This window comes from Psychromonas marina, assembly GCF_030161115.1.
In the GTDB taxonomy this organism is placed as follows: Bacteria; Pseudomonadota; Gammaproteobacteria; order Enterobacterales; family Psychromonadaceae; genus Psychromonas; species Psychromonas marina.
Genome location: NZ_BSPQ01000002.1, coordinates 105,545 through 125,766, shown reverse-complemented (window position 1 = coordinate 125,766; position 20,222 = coordinate 105,545). Strand labels below are relative to the sequence as shown.

The 20,222-nt window shown below is 41.0% G+C and carries 18 protein-coding genes; 6 read left to right on the top strand and 12 right to left on the bottom strand.

The features are described 5' to 3' along the window. Positions 1-26: 26 nt before the first annotated feature. From murG to mraZ, 10 genes are read right to left on the bottom strand one after another with little or no spacing between them, the layout of a single operon-like run. Positions 27-1,112 (bottom strand): undecaprenyldiphospho-muramoylpentapeptide beta-N-acetylglucosaminyltransferase, encoded by a 1,086-nt coding sequence (gene murG, locus QQK09_RS04645; protein ID WP_284202959.1) that lies wholly within the window; start codon positions 1,110-1,112, stop codon positions 27-29. Next, positions 1,099-2,319 carry a putative lipid II flippase FtsW gene (gene ftsW, locus QQK09_RS04640; protein ID WP_284202958.1) on the bottom strand — a complete coding sequence of 407 codons (1,221 nt, stop codon included), beginning with the start codon at positions 2,317-2,319 and terminating at the stop codon, positions 1,099-1,101. The genes murG and ftsW overlap by 14 nt, the downstream gene beginning before the upstream one ends. Then, the gene (gene murD, locus QQK09_RS04635; RefSeq protein ID WP_284202957.1) at positions 2,316-3,653 is read right to left on the bottom strand and encodes a UDP-N-acetylmuramoyl-L-alanine--D-glutamate ligase; all 1,338 of its coding nucleotides are present in this window, start codon (positions 3,651-3,653) and stop codon (positions 2,316-2,318) included. The genes ftsW and murD overlap by 4 nt, the downstream gene beginning before the upstream one ends. Before the next feature lies 1 nt (position 3,654). Then, complete coding sequence (gene mraY / locus QQK09_RS04630) at positions 3,655-4,737, bottom strand: phospho-N-acetylmuramoyl-pentapeptide-transferase (protein ID WP_284202956.1); 1,083 nt, start codon at positions 4,735-4,737, stop codon at positions 3,655-3,657. A gap of 4 nt (positions 4,738-4,741) precedes the next feature. Next, a complete protein-coding gene (locus QQK09_RS04625) occupies positions 4,742-6,154 on the bottom strand; it encodes a UDP-N-acetylmuramoyl-tripeptide--D-alanyl-D-alanine ligase (protein WP_284202955.1) in 1,413 nt (470 codons plus the stop codon). Continuing rightward, positions 6,151-7,668 carry a UDP-N-acetylmuramoyl-L-alanyl-D-glutamate--2,6-diaminopimelate ligase gene (gene murE, locus QQK09_RS04620; RefSeq protein WP_284202954.1) on the bottom strand — a complete coding sequence of 506 codons (1,518 nt, stop codon included), beginning with the start codon at positions 7,666-7,668 and terminating at the stop codon, positions 6,151-6,153. The genes QQK09_RS04625 and murE overlap by 4 nt, the downstream gene beginning before the upstream one ends. 4 nt (positions 7,669-7,672) lie before the next feature. Further along, on the bottom strand, positions 7,673-9,511 hold the full coding sequence (locus QQK09_RS04615) for a peptidoglycan D,D-transpeptidase FtsI family protein (RefSeq protein ID WP_284202953.1): 1,839 nt from the start codon (positions 9,509-9,511) through the stop codon (positions 7,673-7,675). A gap of 2 nt (positions 9,512-9,513) precedes the next feature. Next, a complete protein-coding gene (ftsL, locus tag QQK09_RS04610; RefSeq protein WP_284202952.1) occupies positions 9,514-9,828 on the bottom strand; it encodes a cell division protein FtsL in 315 nt (104 codons plus the stop codon). Then, positions 9,829-10,776, bottom strand: a complete 948-nt coding sequence (rsmH, locus tag QQK09_RS04605) for a 16S rRNA (cytosine(1402)-N(4))-methyltransferase RsmH (RefSeq protein WP_284202951.1) — start codon at positions 10,774-10,776, stop codon at positions 9,829-9,831. After that, entirely contained in the window at positions 10,776-11,234 is a 459-nt protein-coding gene (gene mraZ / locus QQK09_RS04600; protein ID WP_284202950.1) for a division/cell wall cluster transcriptional repressor MraZ, read from the bottom strand. Before mraZ ends, rsmH begins: the two co-directional genes overlap by 1 nt. A 323-nt stretch (positions 11,235-11,557) precedes the next feature. On the opposite strand from mraZ, the gene rsfS reads away from it, so the two are divergent. The 5 genes from rsfS to QQK09_RS04575 are packed head-to-tail and all read left to right on the top strand — an operon-like array spanning position 11,558 to position 16,137. Beyond that, positions 11,558-11,884 (top strand): ribosome silencing factor, encoded by a 327-nt coding sequence (rsfS, locus tag QQK09_RS04595; protein WP_284202949.1) that lies wholly within the window; start codon positions 11,558-11,560, stop codon positions 11,882-11,884. Continuing rightward, the gene (gene rlmH / locus QQK09_RS04590) at positions 11,884-12,354 is read left to right on the top strand and encodes a 23S rRNA (pseudouridine(1915)-N(3))-methyltransferase RlmH (protein ID WP_284202948.1); all 471 of its coding nucleotides are present in this window, start codon (positions 11,884-11,886) and stop codon (positions 12,352-12,354) included. The genes rsfS and rlmH overlap by 1 nt, the downstream gene beginning before the upstream one ends. 3 nt (positions 12,355-12,357) lie before the next feature. Beyond that, positions 12,358-14,244 (top strand): penicillin-binding protein 2, encoded by a 1,887-nt coding sequence (mrdA, locus tag QQK09_RS04585; RefSeq protein ID WP_284202947.1) that lies wholly within the window; start codon positions 12,358-12,360, stop codon positions 14,242-14,244. Continuing rightward, entirely contained in the window at positions 14,237-15,334 is a 1,098-nt protein-coding gene (gene rodA / locus QQK09_RS04580) for a rod shape-determining protein RodA (protein ID WP_284202946.1), read from the top strand. Before mrdA ends, rodA begins: the two co-directional genes overlap by 8 nt. A gap of 20 nt (positions 15,335-15,354) precedes the next feature. Continuing rightward, positions 15,355-16,137, top strand: a complete 783-nt coding sequence (locus QQK09_RS04575) for a septal ring lytic transglycosylase RlpA family protein (protein WP_284202945.1) — start codon at positions 15,355-15,357, stop codon at positions 16,135-16,137. Positions 16,138-16,187: 50 nt separating this feature from the next. Here the strand turns inward: QQK09_RS04575 and punC are convergent, their stop codons facing one another. Further along, positions 16,188-17,423 (bottom strand): purine nucleoside transporter PunC, encoded by a 1,236-nt coding sequence (gene punC, locus QQK09_RS04570; RefSeq protein ID WP_284202943.1) that lies wholly within the window; start codon positions 17,421-17,423, stop codon positions 16,188-16,190. Between the two features lie 99 nt (positions 17,424-17,522). Between punC and punR the strand changes: the two genes are divergently transcribed. Then, positions 17,523-18,425 carry a DNA-binding transcriptional activator PunR gene (punR, locus tag QQK09_RS04565; protein WP_284202942.1) on the top strand — a complete coding sequence of 301 codons (903 nt, stop codon included), beginning with the start codon at positions 17,523-17,525 and terminating at the stop codon, positions 18,423-18,425. 457 nt (positions 18,426-18,882) lie between these two features. Here the strand turns inward: punR and pmbA are convergent, their stop codons facing one another. Continuing rightward, the gene (gene pmbA / locus QQK09_RS04560) at positions 18,883-20,208 is read right to left on the bottom strand and encodes a metalloprotease PmbA (protein ID WP_284202941.1); all 1,326 of its coding nucleotides are present in this window, start codon (positions 20,206-20,208) and stop codon (positions 18,883-18,885) included. Positions 20,209-20,222: the final 14 nt, after the last annotated feature.

The following is a 20,222-nucleotide window of genomic DNA, read 5'->3' as shown; positions in this document are numbered from 1 at the left end:
AGAAATTTACATGCTAATATTTACTTTTATTTGTGTGAATTAACTGTCTCTATACATATTTGTGCAACACGCTCAGTTGCATCCGCAATCCCTGCTTTTTTACATTGCTCAGACATATCAATCAATAACTGCCTATTTTGGCTGAATGCTTGTAAATAATCACTTAATTTTTTCGCATTTAACTGTTTTTGAGGGATTAATACTGCTCCCCCTTGGCTCACTAAATCCTGCGCATTCTTGGTTTGATGATCATCAACAGCATGCGGCAAAGGAACGAATATGGCCGGTAAACCAACCACGGCAACCTCAGCAACAGTCAACGCACCCGCCCGGCAAATAACGAGATCGGCCCATGCATAACTTGCATCCATATCCGTAATAAATTCTTGTACATCAACATTTATCTGTTTACAGCTCGTTGCGTAACTATCCTGAACTTGTGCAAGCTTACCTTTACCGGTTTGATGAATAACTGAAACGCTATCATTCTCGAATGTAGCAATCACATCAGGCAACAAATCATTTAATACTTTCGCACCTAGGCTACCACCAACCACTAATACTTTAAGGGACTGTTGTGGCTCAGAAATAACCTTTTCTGGCAACTTAAGCACACTTTCTCGTACCGGATTACCCACTAAAATCGCTTTTTTATCCGTAAAGGCGCCATCAAAACCCATCAGCACCTTTTTAGCAAAGCGCGCTAAAATGCGGTTAGTTAATCCAGCTGCTGCATTTTGCTCATGCAATAATACAGGAATCCCCATCGTCCAAGCTGCAATACCACCGGGCCCACTAGCAAAACCGCCCATGCCTAACACTAAATCAATGTTTCTATTTTTTAACACCGCTCTTGCCTGCAGGATAGATTTAATAATGCGAATCGGTGCCATTAATAATCGTTTTAAGCCATTACCGCGAACGCCCGCTATATCTATAAAATCAATTTCGTAGCCATGCTCGGGGACTAGTTGCGCTTCCATCCGATCTGCAGTACCTAACCAACTAACCTTCCAGCCCTGTTTTTTTAATTTATCAGCCACCGCAAGCCCAGGAAAAACATGCCCTCCAGTACCTCCCGCCATCACCAACAATGTTTTATTCGTTTTCATCTGCATCTTTTTCAATCTCAGTTTTTGTCTTTTTCGTGGGGCTTTTCTTTAAGCGAATTGGCGAAGCTGCAATGCGCGTTTCAAAATCAATACGTAATAACAATGCCACCGCAATCGCAATTGAAATAAGACTCGAACCACCATAACTAACCAGTGGGAGTGTCAAACCTTTAGTCGGTGCAATACCGGAAGCTGCACCGATATTTACTGCGGTCTGGAAGAAAAACCAGATAGCGATACCAATCGCAACATAACCTGCAAACACTAAAGGTGTTTTTAATGCGAGTGCTTTTTTACCAATTGAAAATGCACGATAAACTAAAATAAATTCTAAAATAATAACGATACTTACGCCGATGAAGCCAAGTTCTTCTGCAAGAATAGCCATGATGAAGTCTGTATGCGCCTCTGGTAGATATTCCAGCTTTTGTACTGAATTTCCTAACCCTTGGCCAAACCAACCGCCTCGACCAAAAGCCATTAATGATTGGGTTAATTGATAACTTCGCCCAAAGGGATCTGCCCACGGGTCAAGGAAACCAACAACACGTGCCATTCGATAAGGCGAGATAACCACCAACAATACGATCACCGCTAACAAGGCGACAATAATACTGATGAAATTAATTAATTTAGCATCCGCAATAAACAGCATGCCCATCATGATCACAACAATAACAACCGTTGAACCTAAGTCAGGCTGCGACATCAGTAAACCAGCAAACATGCTCATGATAATTAATGGCTTAATAAACCCTTTAATGGTATCAACCACCTCCTCTTGGCGGCGAACTAAATAGCTTGCTAAAAAAAGTACAATCGCTAACTTCGCAAACTCAGAGGGCTGCACATTAATAGGCCCTAAACGTAACCAACGCGATGACCCGTTTACCTCAGTACCAATCAGTATGACTGCAACAAGTGCCAATAATGACAATGCTAATATCAGCATTTGCCGGTCATACCAAAATGAAAATGGGACATTCACTATGGCAGCGATCAGAGCTAAACAGATACATACGTACAATACTTGACGCTTCAAAAAACGAAATGGGTCATCAGAGATTGCAATTCCTTCTGGTATGGACGATGAAGCGACGATCACCATACCGATACACATCAGTACTAACACAACCACTAAGAGCGGTTTGTCATAGGGCTGATTAATATCATCAAAAGTAAAGAGAGCACGTAACTTTTGTATCATGTTTCACTCAAAATAAGTTTGTTAACCAGGGCCTTAAAGTGATCCCCACGTGCCATAAAATTTGGGTACATATCTAAGCTAGAACAAGCGGGGCTTAAAATAACCAGATCGCCTTGTTGCACATGGGTATTGATGTGTTTAATTGCTGACGCTAAATCATCAACAATGTGAGCAATCGGGGCAGCCCGATTGATTTTTTGTGCATCCGCGCCAAAACAACAAATCTCGCCTTTAATATCGGTCAAAAATGGCAGCAATTCATTAAAGTCAGCCCCTTTGCCATCTCCCCCTAAAATAAGGTGTACATCGCCACTGATAGTTTCAGATAATCCGAGTAAAGCCGCTTGAGTTGCACCAATATTGGTCGCTTTAGAATCGTTAATCCAACGTATCCCCTGCGCCTGTGCAACAAATTCGCAACGATGCTCAAGTCCGCTGTAAGTGGTCAACGTATTCAGCATTGATGGCATATTTAAAGCAACCGCCTCACCAAGCGCAAGCGCAGCTAATGCATTTAGCCAATTATGCTTACCACTCAATTTCAGCTCGCTTACCGCTAGAAGTGATTGTTCTCCCTTTGCTAGGTAACTGTGATTATTGTTATCTACAGCTATCTGATAGTCAGCGTCAGAAAAACCAAAATTTGTCGTTTGTTGTTGCTTGTCCTGTACATAGGTCAACGCGTCTTGTTGGTTAAATAGCGCAACTCTTGCCTGAGTGTAAATGGTCTGTTTAGTATCAATATAGTGCTGATATGAATCATACCTATCGAGGTGATCTTCACTCACATTTAAAATAGTTGCGATATCTGCATCTAATGACTGAGTTGTCTCAAGCTGAAAACTAGAAAGCTCTAGAATATAAAGGTCAATATCGGGAGAGAGGAGATCTAAGGCAGGAATACCAATATTGCCTCCGACAGCCACACGTATGCCCGCTTCTTTTGCCATCTCACCTAATAAACTGGTCACCGTACTCTTACCGTTAGAACCAGTAATGGTGACACATTTAGCGTGCTGATAAGCTGAGGTTTTAAGTTTTTGTGCAAACAGTTCAATATCGCCAATCACCCTACAACCCGCCTTGATAGCAGATTGTAAAGCAGGTGTTGCAAGCGCAATACCCGGGCTTGAAACAATCAGCGGATATTCAGCTAATTTTTCACCGCAAAGCGCCCCTTTGATCAAGGTGACGCCCGGCGCTAATTTATCTTCACCTGGAGGCTGCGCGCGGGTATCAAAAACAGTCACTTGATAACCCGACTGAAATAGATAGTTTACGGTGGCTAATCCGGTAATGCCTAAGCCTAATACGGCAACGTTTTGTTGTGCCATATTAACGTACTTTTAAAGTAACAAGACCAATCAATACCATCACAATAGTGATGATCCAAAAACGCACAATAACACGTGGCTCTGGCCAACCTTTTTTCTCATAGTGGTGATGAATCGGTGCCATACGGAAAATGCGTTGTTTACGGAGTTTGTAAGAGCCAACCTGTAAAATTACCGACAGTGTTTCGATAACAAAAATCCCCCCCATAATAACCAGTAGGATCTCTTGGCGAACTAATACCGCAATCACACCTAACAAGGCACCTAACGCTAATGAACCAACATCGCCCATAAACACTTGTGCAGGGTAAGTATTAAACCATAGAAACCCTAATCCGGCGCCCACAATGGTGCCACAAATAATCACTAATTCACTCGCTTTAGGAATATAAGGGATATATAAGTAATGTGCGTAATTAACATGACTAGTGAGATAGGCAATTAATGCAAAAGCCGCTGCGACCATTACCGTTGGCATAATTGCCAGTCCATCTAAACCATCGGTTAAGTTAACTGCATTACTACTTCCCACCACAGTGAAATATACTAACGGGATAAATAACCAACCTAAATAGGGCATATATTCTTTAAAGAATGGCACAACAAACGTTAATTCGGCAGGGCTTGAAGCAGTCACCATTAAGATAATAGCCAGTACAATTGCGGTGACCGATTGCCAAAAATATTTCCAACGCGCGATCAACCCATCAGGGTGTTTACGTACTACTTTTAAGTAATCATCCATAAAACCAATCGCACCAAATGCGATGGTAGTAAACAGTACAATCCACACGTAATGGTTATCTAAACGAGTCCAAAGCAATGTTGATAATGTAATCGCAGCCAGTATCATCAACCCACCCATGGTTGGTGTACCCGCTTTACTAAAGTGAGATTCAGGGCCGTCATCGCGTACCACTTGTCCAATCTGCATGCTTTGTAAGAAACGTATTAGTTTCGGGCCAACCCAAAGTGAAAATGCAAGTGCTGTTAAAACAGCCATGACCATACGTACCGACAGGTAGGTCAATACGTTAAGAAAAGAAAAATGGCTTGAAAAAAGCTCTGCTAACCAAACTATCATGGGGTTATCCTATTTGAGGTTGCTTTATGAAAGCAACAATCTCTTCCATTTTAGCGCTACGAGAGCCTTTAACTAAAATGGTTAAATTTTTATTGCTAGATTTTTGTAAATAAGGTGTTAAGTATGCTTTTAACCCTGCTTTATCGGCAAAGTGAACCGAGCTTTGATCGCTTAAACTACTAAAAGATTGATGTGTAAACTGCGTTAATTGACCAACAGTTAATAGTAAATTAACTCCTTTTTCTGCAGCATATTCACCGACACTGCGATGCTCTTGCTCTGCATATTGACCAAGTTCTCCCATATCAGCAACAATCAGTAATTTTTCCCCCGAACACTGCATCAACAAGTCGATCGCTGCTTTTAGTGATGCTGAATTAGCATTATAACTATCATCAATTAATAACAGATTATCGTTCACCTGAGTGCTGTTCACACGCCCCGCTACTTGTTTTAAATTAGCAAGACCTTGACGAATATGGTGTAAGTCACAACCTAAAACGAGTGCCATGCTTGTCGCAGCTAATGCATTACTGACATTATGCTTACCTGCAATATTCAAGCAAACCTGCTCTTTACTATGCTCATAGTTAAGCGTAAATATTGCGTTTCCTAATGGGTCATAGGTCACATCACTTGCATAAACAGTTGCATCAGTATCTGTTTGAGAGAAGGTAAACAGCTGGCTTTGTTGAGCATTTAATTGCTTAATAAACGTCTCTGAAAATTTTGCATCAAGGTTAACAACGCCGGTGCCACATTTCGTTAAGCTTGACCAAATTTCACTCTTTGCGTTAGCAACACCTTCGATACTGCCAAACCCTTCAAGATGTGCAGGCATGACATTGTTAATTAACGCGACGTCTGGTTTCGCTAAGTTTGCAGTATAAGCAATCTCACCTTGGTGATTAGCACCGAGTTCAACGACGGCATAACGGTGATGCTCTGTTAAACGCAGTAACGTCAATGGCAAGCCAATATCATTATTAAAATTACCCGCTGTCGCTAATACGCTATTTTCTGACTGACTAAACACGCCTAAAATCGCAGCTAACATCTCTTTGGTGGTGGTTTTTCCATTACTACCTGTTATCGCAGCACACTTTAAATTTTCTATTTTTGTTTTTACGTAAGCACTTAATAAACCTAATGCAATACGTGTATCTTTTACCAAAATTGTAGGTAACTCAGAACTTGTTTTCTGATGAACAAGCAATGCACTAGCGCCCGCTTGTTGTGCATTTGTTAGGAAATTATGCGCATCAAAGCTCTCGCCTTGTAATGCAATAAATAGGCAACCCGCTTCAATATTGCGCGTATCAGTACAGACGCTATTAATAGACAGCTGCGACTCATTACTATTGAGTAATTTTCCTGCAGTTGCCGTTGCTATTTCAGCTAAAGTGAGTGGAATCATAAATCCGTCTTTTTATTTTCTAAATGTTGTAACGAGGCTAATAACAGTCTATCGCTATAATCAATACGTGTTTCGCCAATAATTTGATAATCTTCATGGCCTTTACCTGCCACTAAAATAAGATCATTTTCTTGGCTATCTGCTAACAATTTTACAATGGCTTGCTTTCTATCATGAATACAATCAATCTGTTGCGGTTGTGTAAAGCCAGATAATATATCTTGCATTATCTGCTCGGCAGGCTCGGTGCGGGGGTTATCATCAACTAAAATCACTTTATCCGCAAAGGCTTCAGCTATTTTTGCCATTTCCGCGCGTTTTCCTTTATCTCTATCACCACCACAACCAAAAACGCAGATTAAACGACCAGTTTTACTGTGCTTTTTTAGTGCGACAAGGGCTTTTTCTAACGCATCGGGTGTATGTGCATAATCAACAACAAAGGTACTTTGTTGTTGAGAAAAGTAATATTGCTCCATACGCCCTGCAACAGTATCTAAATGAGGGATGGTTTTTTCTATTTCAGCAATAGTAAATCCTTCAGCAAGCAGTTGAGTAATAACAGCGGCTAGATTAGCGACATTAAAATCACCATAAAAAGGCGCCATAATAGAACCATTACCCCAAGAAGACTCAAACTTAAATGATAAACCTTGTGCTAAATAGGAAACATTATTAACAGATAGATAACGATGTGAATCAGTTCGTTTACCCATTGCACTGTAGGTAATTGCATCGCTGTAACCGGCTAACCAAGTTCCCCCGACCTCATCATCTAAATTAATAATGCGCTGTTGTAATGGGAACTCATCAAATAGCATTTTTTTTGCTTGAGCATACTCTTGCATCGTGCCGTGGTAATCGAGGTGATCACGGCTTAAATTAGTAAAAATTGCACTGTGAAAAGGTAATGCACTAACTCGGCCTTGCGCTAGTCCATGCGAAGAAACTTCCATCAACGTATATTTTGCACCTTTTACGTGATAATCCCTTAAGCAACTAAACACCGATAACGGATCTAATGTAGTGTTTAAACTGTCGCTTAATTCGCCAAATAGGCCGTTTCCAATGGTGCCCATCTGTGCACTTTTTTGATTTAATAGCGTAAGGCTATTAGCTAATAAGGTTGCAATGGTGGTTTTACCGTTGGTACCTGTAATCGCAATGACTTTATGGCAGTCGGCGGCAGGAAAATAAAAACGAGAGGCAAGTTTGCTGAGTATTTTGGGTAGCTGATAAAAATGAATAATGACCGCACCATTTTGTTCAGTGATTAAGCCATGTTTTTCAGATTGCTTGGTTTCAGATAAAACCGCACAAGCACCTAATTTAATCGCATTAGGGATGAATTCACGGCCATCTAATAAGGCGCCTTGTAATGCAACAAACAGATCGTTTTTTGTGATTTGACGACTATCAAGCGTCATGCCAGCTAATGTAATTGATAATGATCGCGGCAGCGATAGCCACGGTGATAAAAGCTCAGTTAATGGCGGGATAGTTTGATTTGACATGGTCTTATTTAGCATCGTTTAATTGGTCCAACAGGGTATAGCGGTTATTTTCGTCATCAGGACGAATATGCGATAATAACAGTGAACTTTGCATCACGGCTGAAAAAACCGGTGCAGCAACATCACCGGCATAATAGCGGTCTCCCTGTGGTTCATTGATCATCACAACAATTGAGAATTTTGGATTAGTTGCAGGTGCAATACCTGCAAAAATTGAGACATAATCGTCACCGTACCCGCCAGCTTCAGCTTTACGCGAGGTACCCGTTTTACCTGCAATTCGGTAACCTTCAACACGCGCTTTACGCGCTGTGCCGCCTTGTTCACTGACTCCTTCCATCATATGCACAACTTCCAAGGCGATATTTCTTGGAATAACCTGCTCACCTTCACCTGGATTATCTATTTTTAAGATACTGAGTGGGTATTGTTTCCCACCACTGCCTAGAATTGCGTAAGCTTTAGCAATTTGTAATGTCGTGGCTGTGATACCATATCCAAATGACATCGTAGCTAGCTCAAAGTCAGACCAACGATGGCGTAGTGGTAAACGGCCCATACTCTCACCAATCAGTCCAATACCGGTATCATTACCCAAACCAAAATCAGCAAAGGTCTGCTGTAATTCACCCGGCTGTAGACGTAATGCTAATTTACTTACCCCAATATTACTGGATTTTTTAAGGATCATCGCAAGATCGATCTTACCTAAATTTGTGCCATCACGAACACGACGACCACCGATATTCATCCACCCTGGTGATGTATTAATTATTTCATCAACATCGGTTTTTTTATGCGCAAGTGCACTCGCAACCACCAACGGTTTAACCGTTGACCCCGGTTCAAAGGTATCTGTAATCGCACGGTTTCTTAATTTATAAGGTTGATACTGGCTACGATCATTAGGGTTAAACGAAGGAAAGTTCGCCATTGCATAAATTTCACCGGTGTTCACGTCGACGACAACAACTGATCCAGATGTCGCCTGGTGAATTTTAACTGCACGTTTAAGCTGACTATATGCAACTGCCTGAATGCGTTGATCGATACTTAGCTGTAGGTTACCCGCCGCTTTTTTCTCTTTTACTACTTCAATATGGTCTATTACATTGCCAAGTCTGTCTTTACGAACACGGTTTTTACCCGTTTGGCCTTGTAGGAAGTTGTTATAGGTTTTCTCAATCCCCTCGATCCCTTGTGCATCAAGATCGGTTAAACCGATAATATTGGCATTGATTTCTCCCGTAGGATAAAAACGATGTGATTCTAATTGGTTGGAGATCCCCGCTAATTTAAGCTGTTTAATATAATCAACAATAGGGGCATTAACCTGGCGTTTAAGATAAACAAAACGTGCATTAGGTCGTTCAATAATGCGAACTAAGTCTTCCATCTTAACATCTAATACTTCAGCTAAAGCGGGCCACTTTTTAGACTCGAAGAATTTTTTCTTGGTATATCTTGTTTTACCGGTGCGAGTATTTTCGACAGCACTTTCCTGCCATTGTTGATCGTTAAATGCGTAAGACTCTTTGACTGTTTTAGGATCAACCCAAATAGCATAAGCCGGAACACTAATAGCCAGTTCCTCACCATGGCGATCAGAAATATTACCACGATGAGTCACAGACTGGGTAACACGCAAGCTACGTTTATCTGCTTCTTGAGTGAGGTATTCAGGTTCAATTACCTGAATATAGGCAAGGCGAGTGATCAGCAGAAGCGCAATGATTCCGACTACAATAGAAACAAACACAAAACGCCATGAAGAAAAGGCATGATACACTTTTCTAGGCTGGGCTTGTTTTGCTTTTCTTTTTTTAGTCTGAATCCGTTTCATTTTTATGGTACTTCCACTAAGACTGTATTATTTTTTGTCGGTTGTGCCATCGATAACTTGTTTTTTGCAATACGTCTTATTCGACTATGCTCATCCAAGGTGTGCTCTTCGATAAGCAAGTTTTGCCATTCGATCATTAAGTTATCTTTTTGCTGCGCTAAGTGTTCTTTTTCAGTCGCTAATTTACGAGTTTCATGAGTTAAAAAAATGTTATAAAACGCGCTTAGTAACAGAACAATTGCGAATATCACCACCACAAAGTGGCGGCGTAAATCAGCGACAATTAGCAACAACAAATTATCACGTGATTCAGTCAATTATTCGCTCTCTGGCTGCGCAATTTTAAGCGCTACACGCAGCACAGAACTTCGTGCACGAGGATTATCATCCACTTCACGCGCACTTGGCTTCAATGCTTTGCCTACTGCTTTTAATGTTTTTCCCGATTGCATCTGTGCATCCGTGAGTGGCAATCCTGCAGGATATTCACGCCCTTTCTCTTGCTTACGAATAAAGCGTTTTACAATTCGATCTTCCAATGAATGAAAACTAATCACCGAAAGTTGTCCACCAATAGCGAGAATATCTAAGGCACCGTCTAATACTTTATGGATCTCTTCTAGTTCACTATTTACATAGATGCGGATCGCTTGGAAACTACGCGTTGCTGGATGCTTTTTCTTTTCACGCTTAGGACAAAGGCGCTCAATAAGTTGTGCTAAATCTAAGGTACGTAAGAAAGGTTTTTCTTCACGATCTTCGACAATTGCGCGTGCAATTCTGTAAGCAAACTTCTCTTCACCAAAGGTTTTTAATACCCAGCTAATATCTTCAACATCCGCTTTTGCTAACCAATCTGCAGCACTGATACCCGAAGTCGGATCCATGCGCATATCTAATGGGCCATCACGCATAAAACTAAAACCACGCTCAGCGTCGTCAAGTTGTGGTGATGAAACACCGAGGTCGAGCAATACACCATCGATCTTACCCGCAAGGCCTAGCTCTTTTACGTATTCAGCTAAGCCAGAGAATGGCCCATGAATAATCGTAAAACGCGGATCTTTCTTCATTAACTCTTCACCCACCGCGATTGCGCGAGGGTCTCTATCGATAGCAATTAAACGCCCATTTTCACCTAATCGGTCCAAAATATAGCGAGAATGTCCACCACGCCCAAAGGTGCCGTCGACATAAATACCATCTTCTTTAAGCGCTAAACCGTTAACCGCTTCATCTAATAAAACCGTGATATGCTCTGCCATTACAGTGAGAATCCTTTTAAACTTTCTGTTAATTGGTCACCAGTCGGTAAACCTTCGAGTAGATCAGCTTCAACTTGCTGCTGCCACATATCTTCATCCCACAATTCAAACTTATTAAACTGGCCGACTAACATCACTTTTTTTTGTAATTTTGCGTGTTTTCGTAACGTAGGCGCAATTAATAAACGCCCACCTTTGTCTAACTCAGTCTCGGTCGCATGACCTAAAATCAAACGTTGAACACGACGTTCAACGTCATTGGTACTGGATAATGTGCTTAATTTTTTTTCTATCACTAACCATTCATTTAATGGGTAAAGTAATAGACAGGGAGACTGCAGATCGATAGTGCACACAAATTGTCCCTGGCAGGACTCGATCAAACCATCACGATAACGTGTTGGCATGGCGATCCTTCCCTTGGTATCAATATTTATGGCATTTGCACTACGCAACATGACGAGTAAACCCTAAATTAATTAAGAAATTATCCACTTTTATTGTCATTTATTGTTCTTTTTGGCAAAAAGATCCACTTTTAGACACTTTTTACCACAATAGATCTGGAAGTTTAATAAAGTGCACCATTTTTGCAAGTAAAGGATCTTTTTTTTTACTGTTACTTGTCACACAAACATGATTTATTTATTCTAAATTGGTGAATATTAGGCTAGAGAAAATAATTTCTCTTAAATTGTGAATTTATTATCAAGAATGGCAATGAATAAGATCTATGTGATATAGTCCGCGATTAGCTGTTTTATTTAAAAAGGATACTCCTTTGTTAGACCAAGAATTAAAAGCATTTGTGATAACACAAATCGAAGATATGAAAGCCAAAGACATTACTATTATTGATGTAGCAGGTACCTCTGATGTAACTGATACAATGATTATCTGTACGGGTAACTCAAAGCGTCACGTACGCTCTATTGCAGAACAAACTGCTCTAGAAGCTAAACGTGCTGGCGATGCACCAATTGGTGTAGAAGGCTTAGAAGGTAGTGAATGGGTATTAGTTGACCTAGGTAATGTTGTATTACACGTAATGCAAGATGAAACGCGTCAATTTTACGACCTTGAAAAGCTTTGGGGACACTCTGCTTAATGAAAATTCAGTTGATCGCAGTAGGCACTAAGATGCCAGACTGGGTTGAAAAAGGATATCAAGAGTATGCACGACGCTTTCCTAAAGAGATGCAACTTGAGTTGCTTGAAATCAATGCAGGAAAGCGCGGCAAAAATGCAGATATAGCACGCATTTTGAAAAAAGAGGGAGAGCTGACATTAGCGGCAATTCCTAAAGGTAATAAAATTGTGACCCTTGAAGTCACAGGTAAAGCATGGACAACCGAGCAATTAGCAGGTGAGATGAAAAAGTGGCAGTTAGATGCACGCAACATCAGCTTACTGATCGGTGGACCAGAAGGCCTTGCACCAGAGTGTATTGCAAAGTCGGAACAACGCTGGTCGCTTTCGCCACTCACTTTACCCCACCCTTTAGTGCGTATCATCGTTGCTGAAGGACTATACCGCGCTTATACTTTAACGATTAATCATCCCTACCATCGCGAGTAATTTGTGGCAAGAAAACGCATCAATATACGTAATCATTCTGCTGAGTCAGCACTTTTTATGCGCCGTACGTTGGTGGTTTTCATCGCTATTATTATTGCGATTGGGGTATTAATTAGTAACCTTTATTACCTACAAATCAACTCCTTTGAAAGCTTCCAAACACGCTCAAACGACAACCGTATCAACGTACAGACGGTTCCGCCCAATCGTGGTTTAATCTACGACAGAAACGGTATTATTTTAGCAGAAAACAGACCCGTATATAGTTTACAGGTTGTTGTTAGAAAGACTAAAAACCTGACGGAAAAGATTGATAATTTACGTGATATGTTAGGACTTACCGATAAAGAGGTGGAAAGCTTTTACAGCCGTAATCGTTACTCTCGCTCTTTTAAACCGGTTTTATTACGCGATCAGTTAAGTGAAAAAGAGGTGGCTCTCTTTACCGTTAATCAGCACCTTTTCAAGGGTTTTTCAATTCAAGCAAACCTTAAACGTTATTACCCGTTTGGTGAAGCCTTCACCCATGTATTAGGGTACATCGCAAAAATTAACAGCAACGATATAAAACGTATTGATGAACGCGGGGAAACTGCACGCTATCGCGGTACTCATTACATTGGTAAATTGGGTATCGAAAAATATTATGAAGAACTGTTACACGGCAAACCAGGACAGCGTCAAGTTGAAGTAGACAGCTGGGGTAAGGTTATCCGTGTGCTCAACTTTACACCGCCAATACCTGGTAAAGATATCAAACTTAATATCGATATTCAGCTGCAACTAAAAGCTCAGAACTTACTCGGAGATACACGTGGTAGCATTATTGTTATGGATACACGCACAGGCGGGGTGTTGAGTCTTGTTTCTAATCCAAGTTATGACCCAAACCTATTTGTGCAGGGTATAAGCAGTAAAAAGTATAATGAACTGTTAAATTCAAAGGATAGACCACTTATAAACCGTGCGACACAAGGTCGATATCCACCCGCTTCAACCATTAAACCACAAATGGCCCTGCTCGCATTAGATACCAATGTGATTACTGAGCATACTAAAATAAAAGATCCTGGTTGGTGGATAGTGCCAGGAAGTAAGCGACGCTTCCGTGATTGGAAACGCTGGGGACATGGTGAAGTTGACGTTAATCATGCCATTGAACAAAGTTGTGATACTTTCTTTTATGATGCTTCCTATAAAATAGGTATCGATAGAATAAACCCATTCATGGAAAAATTTGGTTTTGGTCAATATAGCGGTCTTGACCTTGGAGAAGAGACTAAAGCGATCATGCCTTCTAGAGAATGGAAGCGTGAGCGATATAATGCGCCTTGGTATGACGGCGATACTATTTCGGTGGGTATTGGTCAAGGTTACTGGACAGTAACTCCAATTCAGTTAACCCAAGCAACGGCGACTTTAGCACGCAGAGGTGAGATTATAACACCGCATATATTACACTCAATTGTGGGTGATGGGGGAGAGTTCACTCCACCAGTGCAAGCTTCGCAACCTATTAAATTAAAAGATGAACATTATTGGGATATCGCATTAAAGGCAATGTATGGTGTAACTAGCAATACTAGGGGTACGGGACATCGTGCCTTTGCAAATACTTCCTATACCGTCGCAGGTAAATCAGGTACGGCGCAGGTCATTAACATGGCTGAAGATGAAGAATATGATGCAGAAAACATTTCAGAACGTCATCGTGATAATGCTATGTTTGTCGCATTTGCACCCTATGAGTCGCCTGAAATTGTAACCACCGTTATTCTTGAAAATGCGGGCGGAGGAAGTTCTAATGGCGCGCCAATTGTTCGAGCACTATTTGATGAGTACTTCGACCACATAAAAACAAAAGATAAATTGGATGAGATAGATGGTTAGTACCAAAGCACAAAAAAGTATCTTCTACCGATTGCATATCGATCCGTGGCTATTATTGGGGATTTTTTGTTTAATGGGCTTAAGCCTTATCACTCTTTACTCTGTCAGCCCAGACTGGGTGATGCCTCAACTAATTAGGCTAGCAATTGCTATTACTGCAATGCTTGTCATGGCACAGATCCCCCCCGAGGTTTACCAACGCTGGACACCTGCGGTATTTATTGTTGGTGTGCTTTTATTGATTGCTGTATCCGTTTTTGGGCATACAGGTAAGGGAGCACAACGTTGGTTAGATCTTGGTTTTACCAAGTTTCAACCCTCAGAGATAATGAAACTTATCATGCCCTTTGCCGTTGCCTATTATATTAGCCAACATACGCTACCAGTACGTTTAAAAAATGCCGTTATTGCACTACTCATCGTGCTTGTTCCAACACTCTTAATCGCTAAACAACCTGATTTGGGTACGTCTATTTTAGTCGCTTCTTCGGGAATATTTGTTCTGTTTCTTTCTGGCATATCATGGTTATATATTAGTATTGCTATTGGTGCTGTGCTTGCTTTCGTCCCTATTTTATGGTTTTACCTGATGCATGATTATCAGCGAACTCGGGTGATGACATTGTTTAATCCTGAGGCGGATCCGCTCGGTGCTGGTTACCATATAATACAATCTAAAATAGCGATTGGCTCAGGGGGTGTTTGGGGTAAAGGTTGGCTTCAAGGAACACAATCTCAACTAGAGTTTTTACCCGAAAGGCATACTGACTTTATATTTTCGGTGTATTCAGAAGAGTTTGGTTTTGTTGGCATTCTCTTACTGTTAACGATCTACCTATTTATTATTGGTCGCGGTCTATGGATAGCAAACCAAGCGCAGGACGCTTTTACAAAATTAGTTGCTGGTAGTATTATCCTCACTTTCTTTGTTTACATTTTTGTAAATATTGGCATGGTAAGTGGCCTGCTGCCCGTTGTTGGTGTCCCACTGGCATTAATAAGCTATGGTGGTACTTCTATCGTCACTTTATTGGCGGGGTTTGGTGTATTAATGTCATTTAATACCCATAAACGTTTTAATAGAAAATAATAGTCTCACAGAGTACTAAAATGAAAAAAAAAATAAATGTTGTTCTCAGCTTGTCATTACTTACTTTAGTCGTAGGCTGTAGCTCTGATCGTTATCAATATAAGAATGATCATCAAGCAGATAGTATCCCTTCACTGGATCATGTCGAAGATGCAGTGCCTCGTTATGAGCCTTATTCTCGCGGTGGAAATAGCAACTACCGTGTCCGTGGCATCGATTATAAAGTGATCAAAGATGTCACCTCTTTTACCGAGCAAGGTTACGCGTCATGGTACGGCAATAAGTTTCATGGTCATTTGACCTCTAATGGTGAGCGCTACGATATGTATGCAATGAGTGCTGCACATAAAAACCTGCCCTTACCGAGTTACGTAAAAGTAACTAACCTTGAGAATAACAAAACGGTTATTGTACGCGTGAACGATCGTGGTCCTTTTCATGAAGGACGGGTTATTGATCTCTCTTACGCGGCAGCTAATAAACTTGATATTGTAAAATCGGGGACGGCTAAGGTAGAAGTCGAGCTTATCCATATTGATGAACAGCAAAACAGCTATAAGAATGATTTTTTAAATGGTTATTTTTATGTGCAATATTTAGTGACGTCACAGCCAGATAAAGCTGAAACACTGAGCAAAGCCCTATCAAAAAAGTACCAAGTGGAACCTATCGCCGTTAAAGATAATAGCAACTACCGTCTACGTTTAGGTCCTTTCAGCAGTGAAAAAGAAGCACAAGCATTGTTAGCAAAATTACGACCAGACTACCCTAGCGCCTTTGTTATACATCAGAAAAAGCGCTAACGTCTGCGGCGCTAATCTAAGGTTACCCGTAGATTAGCGCTTTCTAATTATTATGCAGAAGCGGTATTATTTAATTGCTCATTTTTGCGCTGTTTTGCTATCAAACTATAACCTATAATCACTAACACACCTTGCAGCATCATCACGGCCGTCATTGCAATCACACCATACTCAGTAAACCATGAAACTAGCGCACTTGCTATTACGCATAACATCATCTGTAAGAAATTCAATAACCCCGATGCTGATGCACTATTGGTTTTAAAAGTAGCTAGTGCATTATTAGCAACAATAGGATAAATACCGCCATTCGCAGCTGCCATGAAACACATTGGAATCAACAGTGGAATAATGCTATCGGTTGGCCCCATTACAGCCACTAAAAGCATAACGATGACACTTAAAAGAAAGCCTTTCAATAACCACGGTAAAATTAATGCACTATCATAGCGGCTTAGTAAATGTCGACAGCTATAACCACCTGCAATAAAGGCGATGGTTTGTGGAATGTAACTTAACCCTATGTCGGTACCAGAATAGCCCATTGCACTCATAGCAAAGGGTGATCCTGTTAACCATGCAAAGAAAGCTGCAGAACAAGCTGCATAAATAATCATATTACCGCTAAATGTTTTTGATTTTAGAAAGCCCACATATTGCTGCAAAATAGATTCTTTTGGCCCTTTAATTTTTTGTTCCTGAGAGGCTGTTTTTTTAACGCTAAAGTCGATTAAGCTACTGCGTACACTCCACACAATACCAATCAGTAATAAACAATAAAAAATACTCTGCCAACCTAGGTGTGCTTCAAGTACCGCACCGAGTAAAGGGGCTAATGCCGGTGATAACGCAACTAATGGCATGACTGTCGCAAAAACGCGCTGGGAGGTTTTATCATCATATTTTTCGATAACAAAAGATTGCCAAATGATGGTTGACCCAGCAGCGCCTATAGATTGTATAAACCGCCCAGCTAATAATAGTTCAACACTATCAGACATTGCACAAATAACAGTACCAACACTAAAGATAGCTAAGCTGCTAATAAGCACTTTCTTTTTGCCAAATGCATTACTAATAGGGCCATAGATAAGCTGACCTATCGCCATACCAAGCAGGAATATACTCAGAGACCAGCCAATCATCTGACTGCTTGTCGCTAAATCTTGGCGTAAAGTATCAAATGCAGGTAAGTACATATCGGTAGCAAGAAAGCCTAACATGCTTAACCCGGCTAACCATATATAGGGAATTTTTGGTTCTACTTTATTTAGCTTTGAATTCATTTTTAGGCTCATAATAAGGGATTTCGCACATTATAGGCTTGTACAAAAAAGGAATAAAACGGTATATTTTAACCCTTGCTATCAAAAAAGTTGATGTGTATGTTTTCCAATCATGATTTAATCGTTATCGACACGGTTGCCCGCCGGGGAAGTTTCTCTGCAGCAGCTGAAGAGTTACATAAAGTGCCGAGTGCCATTAGTTATACCGTTAAACTAATCGAAGATAAATTAGAGGTCTTACTGTTTAAGCGATTGCACCGAAGAGTGCAGCTAACACCTGCTGGTGAATACTTCGTTGTGCAAGCACGTTCATTGTTAAAACAGATGAGTGAAGTCAAAATGCAGACGCAACGTGTTGCAAATGGCTGGCAAAGTAGCGTTTCTATTGCCCTTGACACTGTCGTTCGTGAAGCATCAGTAAACCAGTTGGTAGCCGATTTTTATCAACAGTTTCCAGATGTCGAATTACTACTGACCATGGAAGTATTTAATGGTGTATGGGATGCATTGGTTGATAATCGGGCCGACATTGCCATTGGTGCAACGGCAGCGGTTCCGATCACTGGTGGGGTTAGTTATCGCCCTATGGGAGAATTAAGCTGGGACTTTGTGGTCAGTAGTGAGCACCCTCTTACCAAGCTCGATGGACCACTTAGCGATCAACAAGTTATCGATTTTCCAAGTATCTGTTTAGAAGATAGTGCGCGGGCACTGCCTAAACGAACAACCTGGTTACTCAACAATCAACGCCGTTTAGTCGTACCGAATTGGCATAGTGCTGAACAGGTTTTTATCGCGGGACTCGGGATCGGGGTGATGCCAACACACCGTGCGACACCATTAATTGAGAAGGGACTCTTAGTGAAAAAAGAGTTAGTTAATAATCCTGAAAATAGCCCTTGTTGTCTTGCATGGCGCGATGGTGACTTGGCACCAGCAATCAGGTGGTTGTTAAGTTACTTGGGAGATAGTGAAAAGTTACATCAGCAGTGGTTGGCTTAAATAGCAGTCAGTTTTTAGCTGCCAGTTATCAGTAAAACTCCTCTAACCCTTGTGGGAGTTCATCCAACTGTGGGTCAGTGTTCACCAGCTGCGTTGTATTTCTTAGCTCGATCCGCCGGGCTAAAGTCCCGACTTACAGATGGAGCTTAATGTTTTGTAGGTCGTGGCTTTAGCCCGACAGTTTTTTATGATTCGAGTTGCGAGCAGCGAAAGTCAAAAGCAATGTTTTTTGGGGTGTCGCATAAAATAGCTTGTGCTTAAACAGAGCATCTACCGCTTACCTCGATTTATGCTGATTTTTTGACTTTCACCACGCGCAGTTCGAAACCCGCAACATTTCCTCCCAATATTGGCTTTGCAAATTGATATTTTGAGTAATATGAAAATCCAGACATAAAAAAAGCTGATAGTTCTTAACTTGTCAGCTTTTAGATAAATCAAAGTGTTAAACGGTTAATTAAGCACCGGCTATTTTCATTTTATTAATTAAAATAGAACCGGTTTTTAAGCTGCTACGAGGGTCAATGTCAGAACCCACTGCTTCGATCCCCATAAACATCTCTTTAAGATTACCAGCGATTGTCACTTCATGAACAGGATAAGCGATCACGCCATTTTCAATCCAAAAACCTGATGCGCCACGTGAGTAGTCACCCGTCACCATGTTAACTCCTTGTCCCATCAATTCGGTTACAAAGAAGCCCGTGCCCATCTCTTTAAATAACCCTGCTAAATCAAGTCCAGTAGATTCAACAAACCAGTTGTGGATACCACCCGTATGACCAGTGCTTTGCATATTTAGTTTACGTGCTGCATACCCAGTTAATAGATAAGTTTGTAATACGCCCTGCTCAATAATATTACGATCAATGGTTTTACCGCCCTCTTGGTCAAAAGGAGAACTCGCGATGCCCCCAATGATATGCGGTTTTTCTGAAATCTGCATCCAATCAGGGAAAATTTGTGTATCTAAACTATCTAATAAGAAAGTCGATTTTTTATAGATACTGGTACCACTGATTGCACTAACTAGATGGCCAAATAAACCAGTCGCCGCTTCAGGTGCGAATAATACCGGTGATTCTTGTGTTGCTATCTTTGTCGCTCCAAGACGCGATAGCGTGCGTTTTACCGCTTCATCGGCAACCCACTTAGCACTCAATAGGTCTTTCATATCACGTGCGCTGGTATAGCTATAATCACGCTGCATCTCATCACCTTGCTGTGCAATCAATACACAACTTAAACTATGGCGGCTACTTGCGTAACTATGTAAAAAACCATTGCTATTACCATAAACACGCAAGCTTGAATGGCTATTCACCGCTGCACCGTCAGAGTTAACGATACGTTGATCACTGCTTAACGCGATCTCTTCACACTGCTTCGCTAATGCTAAAAATTCATCGGTATCACCATTACTTGGATGGTATAAATCAAGATCTAACGGAGAGGTTTCTAAACACTCTTTATCTAATAGCCCGGCAATTGGGTCTTGGCTAGTATAACGAGCGATATCAACCGCCGCTTTCACCGAAGCGGCAATAGCATCAGGACTGAGGTCAGAGGTAGATGCGCTACCTTTACACTGATCGATATAAACACTAATGCCCATTGCACCATCAAGATTAAACTCTACATTTTCAACTTCACCTAAGCGCGTATTAACCGAGCTTCCAGATGATTTTCCGAGTGCGACTTCAGCTTGATCAACGCCTAATTTATTAGCAATAACAAGGGCTTCATTAACCGCATTTTCGAGTTGTTGTTTTTGTTCAATCATAATCAGGTACCAGT

Excerpts from the sequence above, each read along its gene's own strand:
- punR (WP_284202942.1), top strand. The coding sequence starts at position 17,523 with ATGTTTTCCAATCATGATTTAATCGTTATCGACACGGTTGCCCGCCGG.
- murG (WP_284202959.1), bottom strand. The coding sequence starts at position 1,112 with ATGAAAACGAATAAAACATTGTTGGTGATGGCGGGAGGTACTGGAGGG.
- mraZ (WP_284202950.1), bottom strand. The coding sequence starts at position 11,234 with ATGTTGCGTAGTGCAAATGCCATAAATATTGATACCAAGGGAAGGATC.
- ftsW (WP_284202958.1), bottom strand. The coding sequence starts at position 2,319 with ATGATACAAAAGTTACGTGCTCTCTTTACTTTTGATGATATTAATCAG.
- QQK09_RS04615 (WP_284202953.1), bottom strand. The coding sequence starts at position 9,511 with ATGAAACGGATTCAGACTAAAAAAAGAAAAGCAAAACAAGCCCAGCCT.
- rlmH (WP_284202948.1), top strand. The coding sequence starts at position 11,884 with ATGAAAATTCAGTTGATCGCAGTAGGCACTAAGATGCCAGACTGGGTT.
- rodA (WP_284202946.1), top strand. The coding sequence starts at position 14,237 with ATGGTTAGTACCAAAGCACAAAAAAGTATCTTCTACCGATTGCATATC.
- pmbA (WP_284202941.1), bottom strand. The coding sequence starts at position 20,208 with ATGATTGAACAAAAACAACAACTCGAAAATGCGGTTAATGAAGCCCTT.
- punC (WP_284202943.1), bottom strand. The coding sequence starts at position 17,423 with ATGAATTCAAAGCTAAATAAAGTAGAACCAAAAATTCCCTATATATGG.
- QQK09_RS04575 (WP_284202945.1), top strand. The coding sequence starts at position 15,355 with ATGAAAAAAAAAATAAATGTTGTTCTCAGCTTGTCATTACTTACTTTA.
- rsmH (WP_284202951.1), bottom strand. The coding sequence starts at position 10,776 with ATGGCAGAGCATATCACGGTTTTATTAGATGAAGCGGTTAACGGTTTA.
- QQK09_RS04625 (WP_284202955.1), bottom strand. The coding sequence starts at position 6,154 with ATGATTCCACTCACTTTAGCTGAAATAGCAACGGCAACTGCAGGAAAA.
- murE (WP_284202954.1), bottom strand. The coding sequence starts at position 7,668 with ATGTCAAATCAAACTATCCCGCCATTAACTGAGCTTTTATCACCGTGG.
- mraY (WP_284202956.1), bottom strand. The coding sequence starts at position 4,737 with ATGATAGTTTGGTTAGCAGAGCTTTTTTCAAGCCATTTTTCTTTTCTT.
- murD (WP_284202957.1), bottom strand. The coding sequence starts at position 3,653 with ATGGCACAACAAAACGTTGCCGTATTAGGCTTAGGCATTACCGGATTA.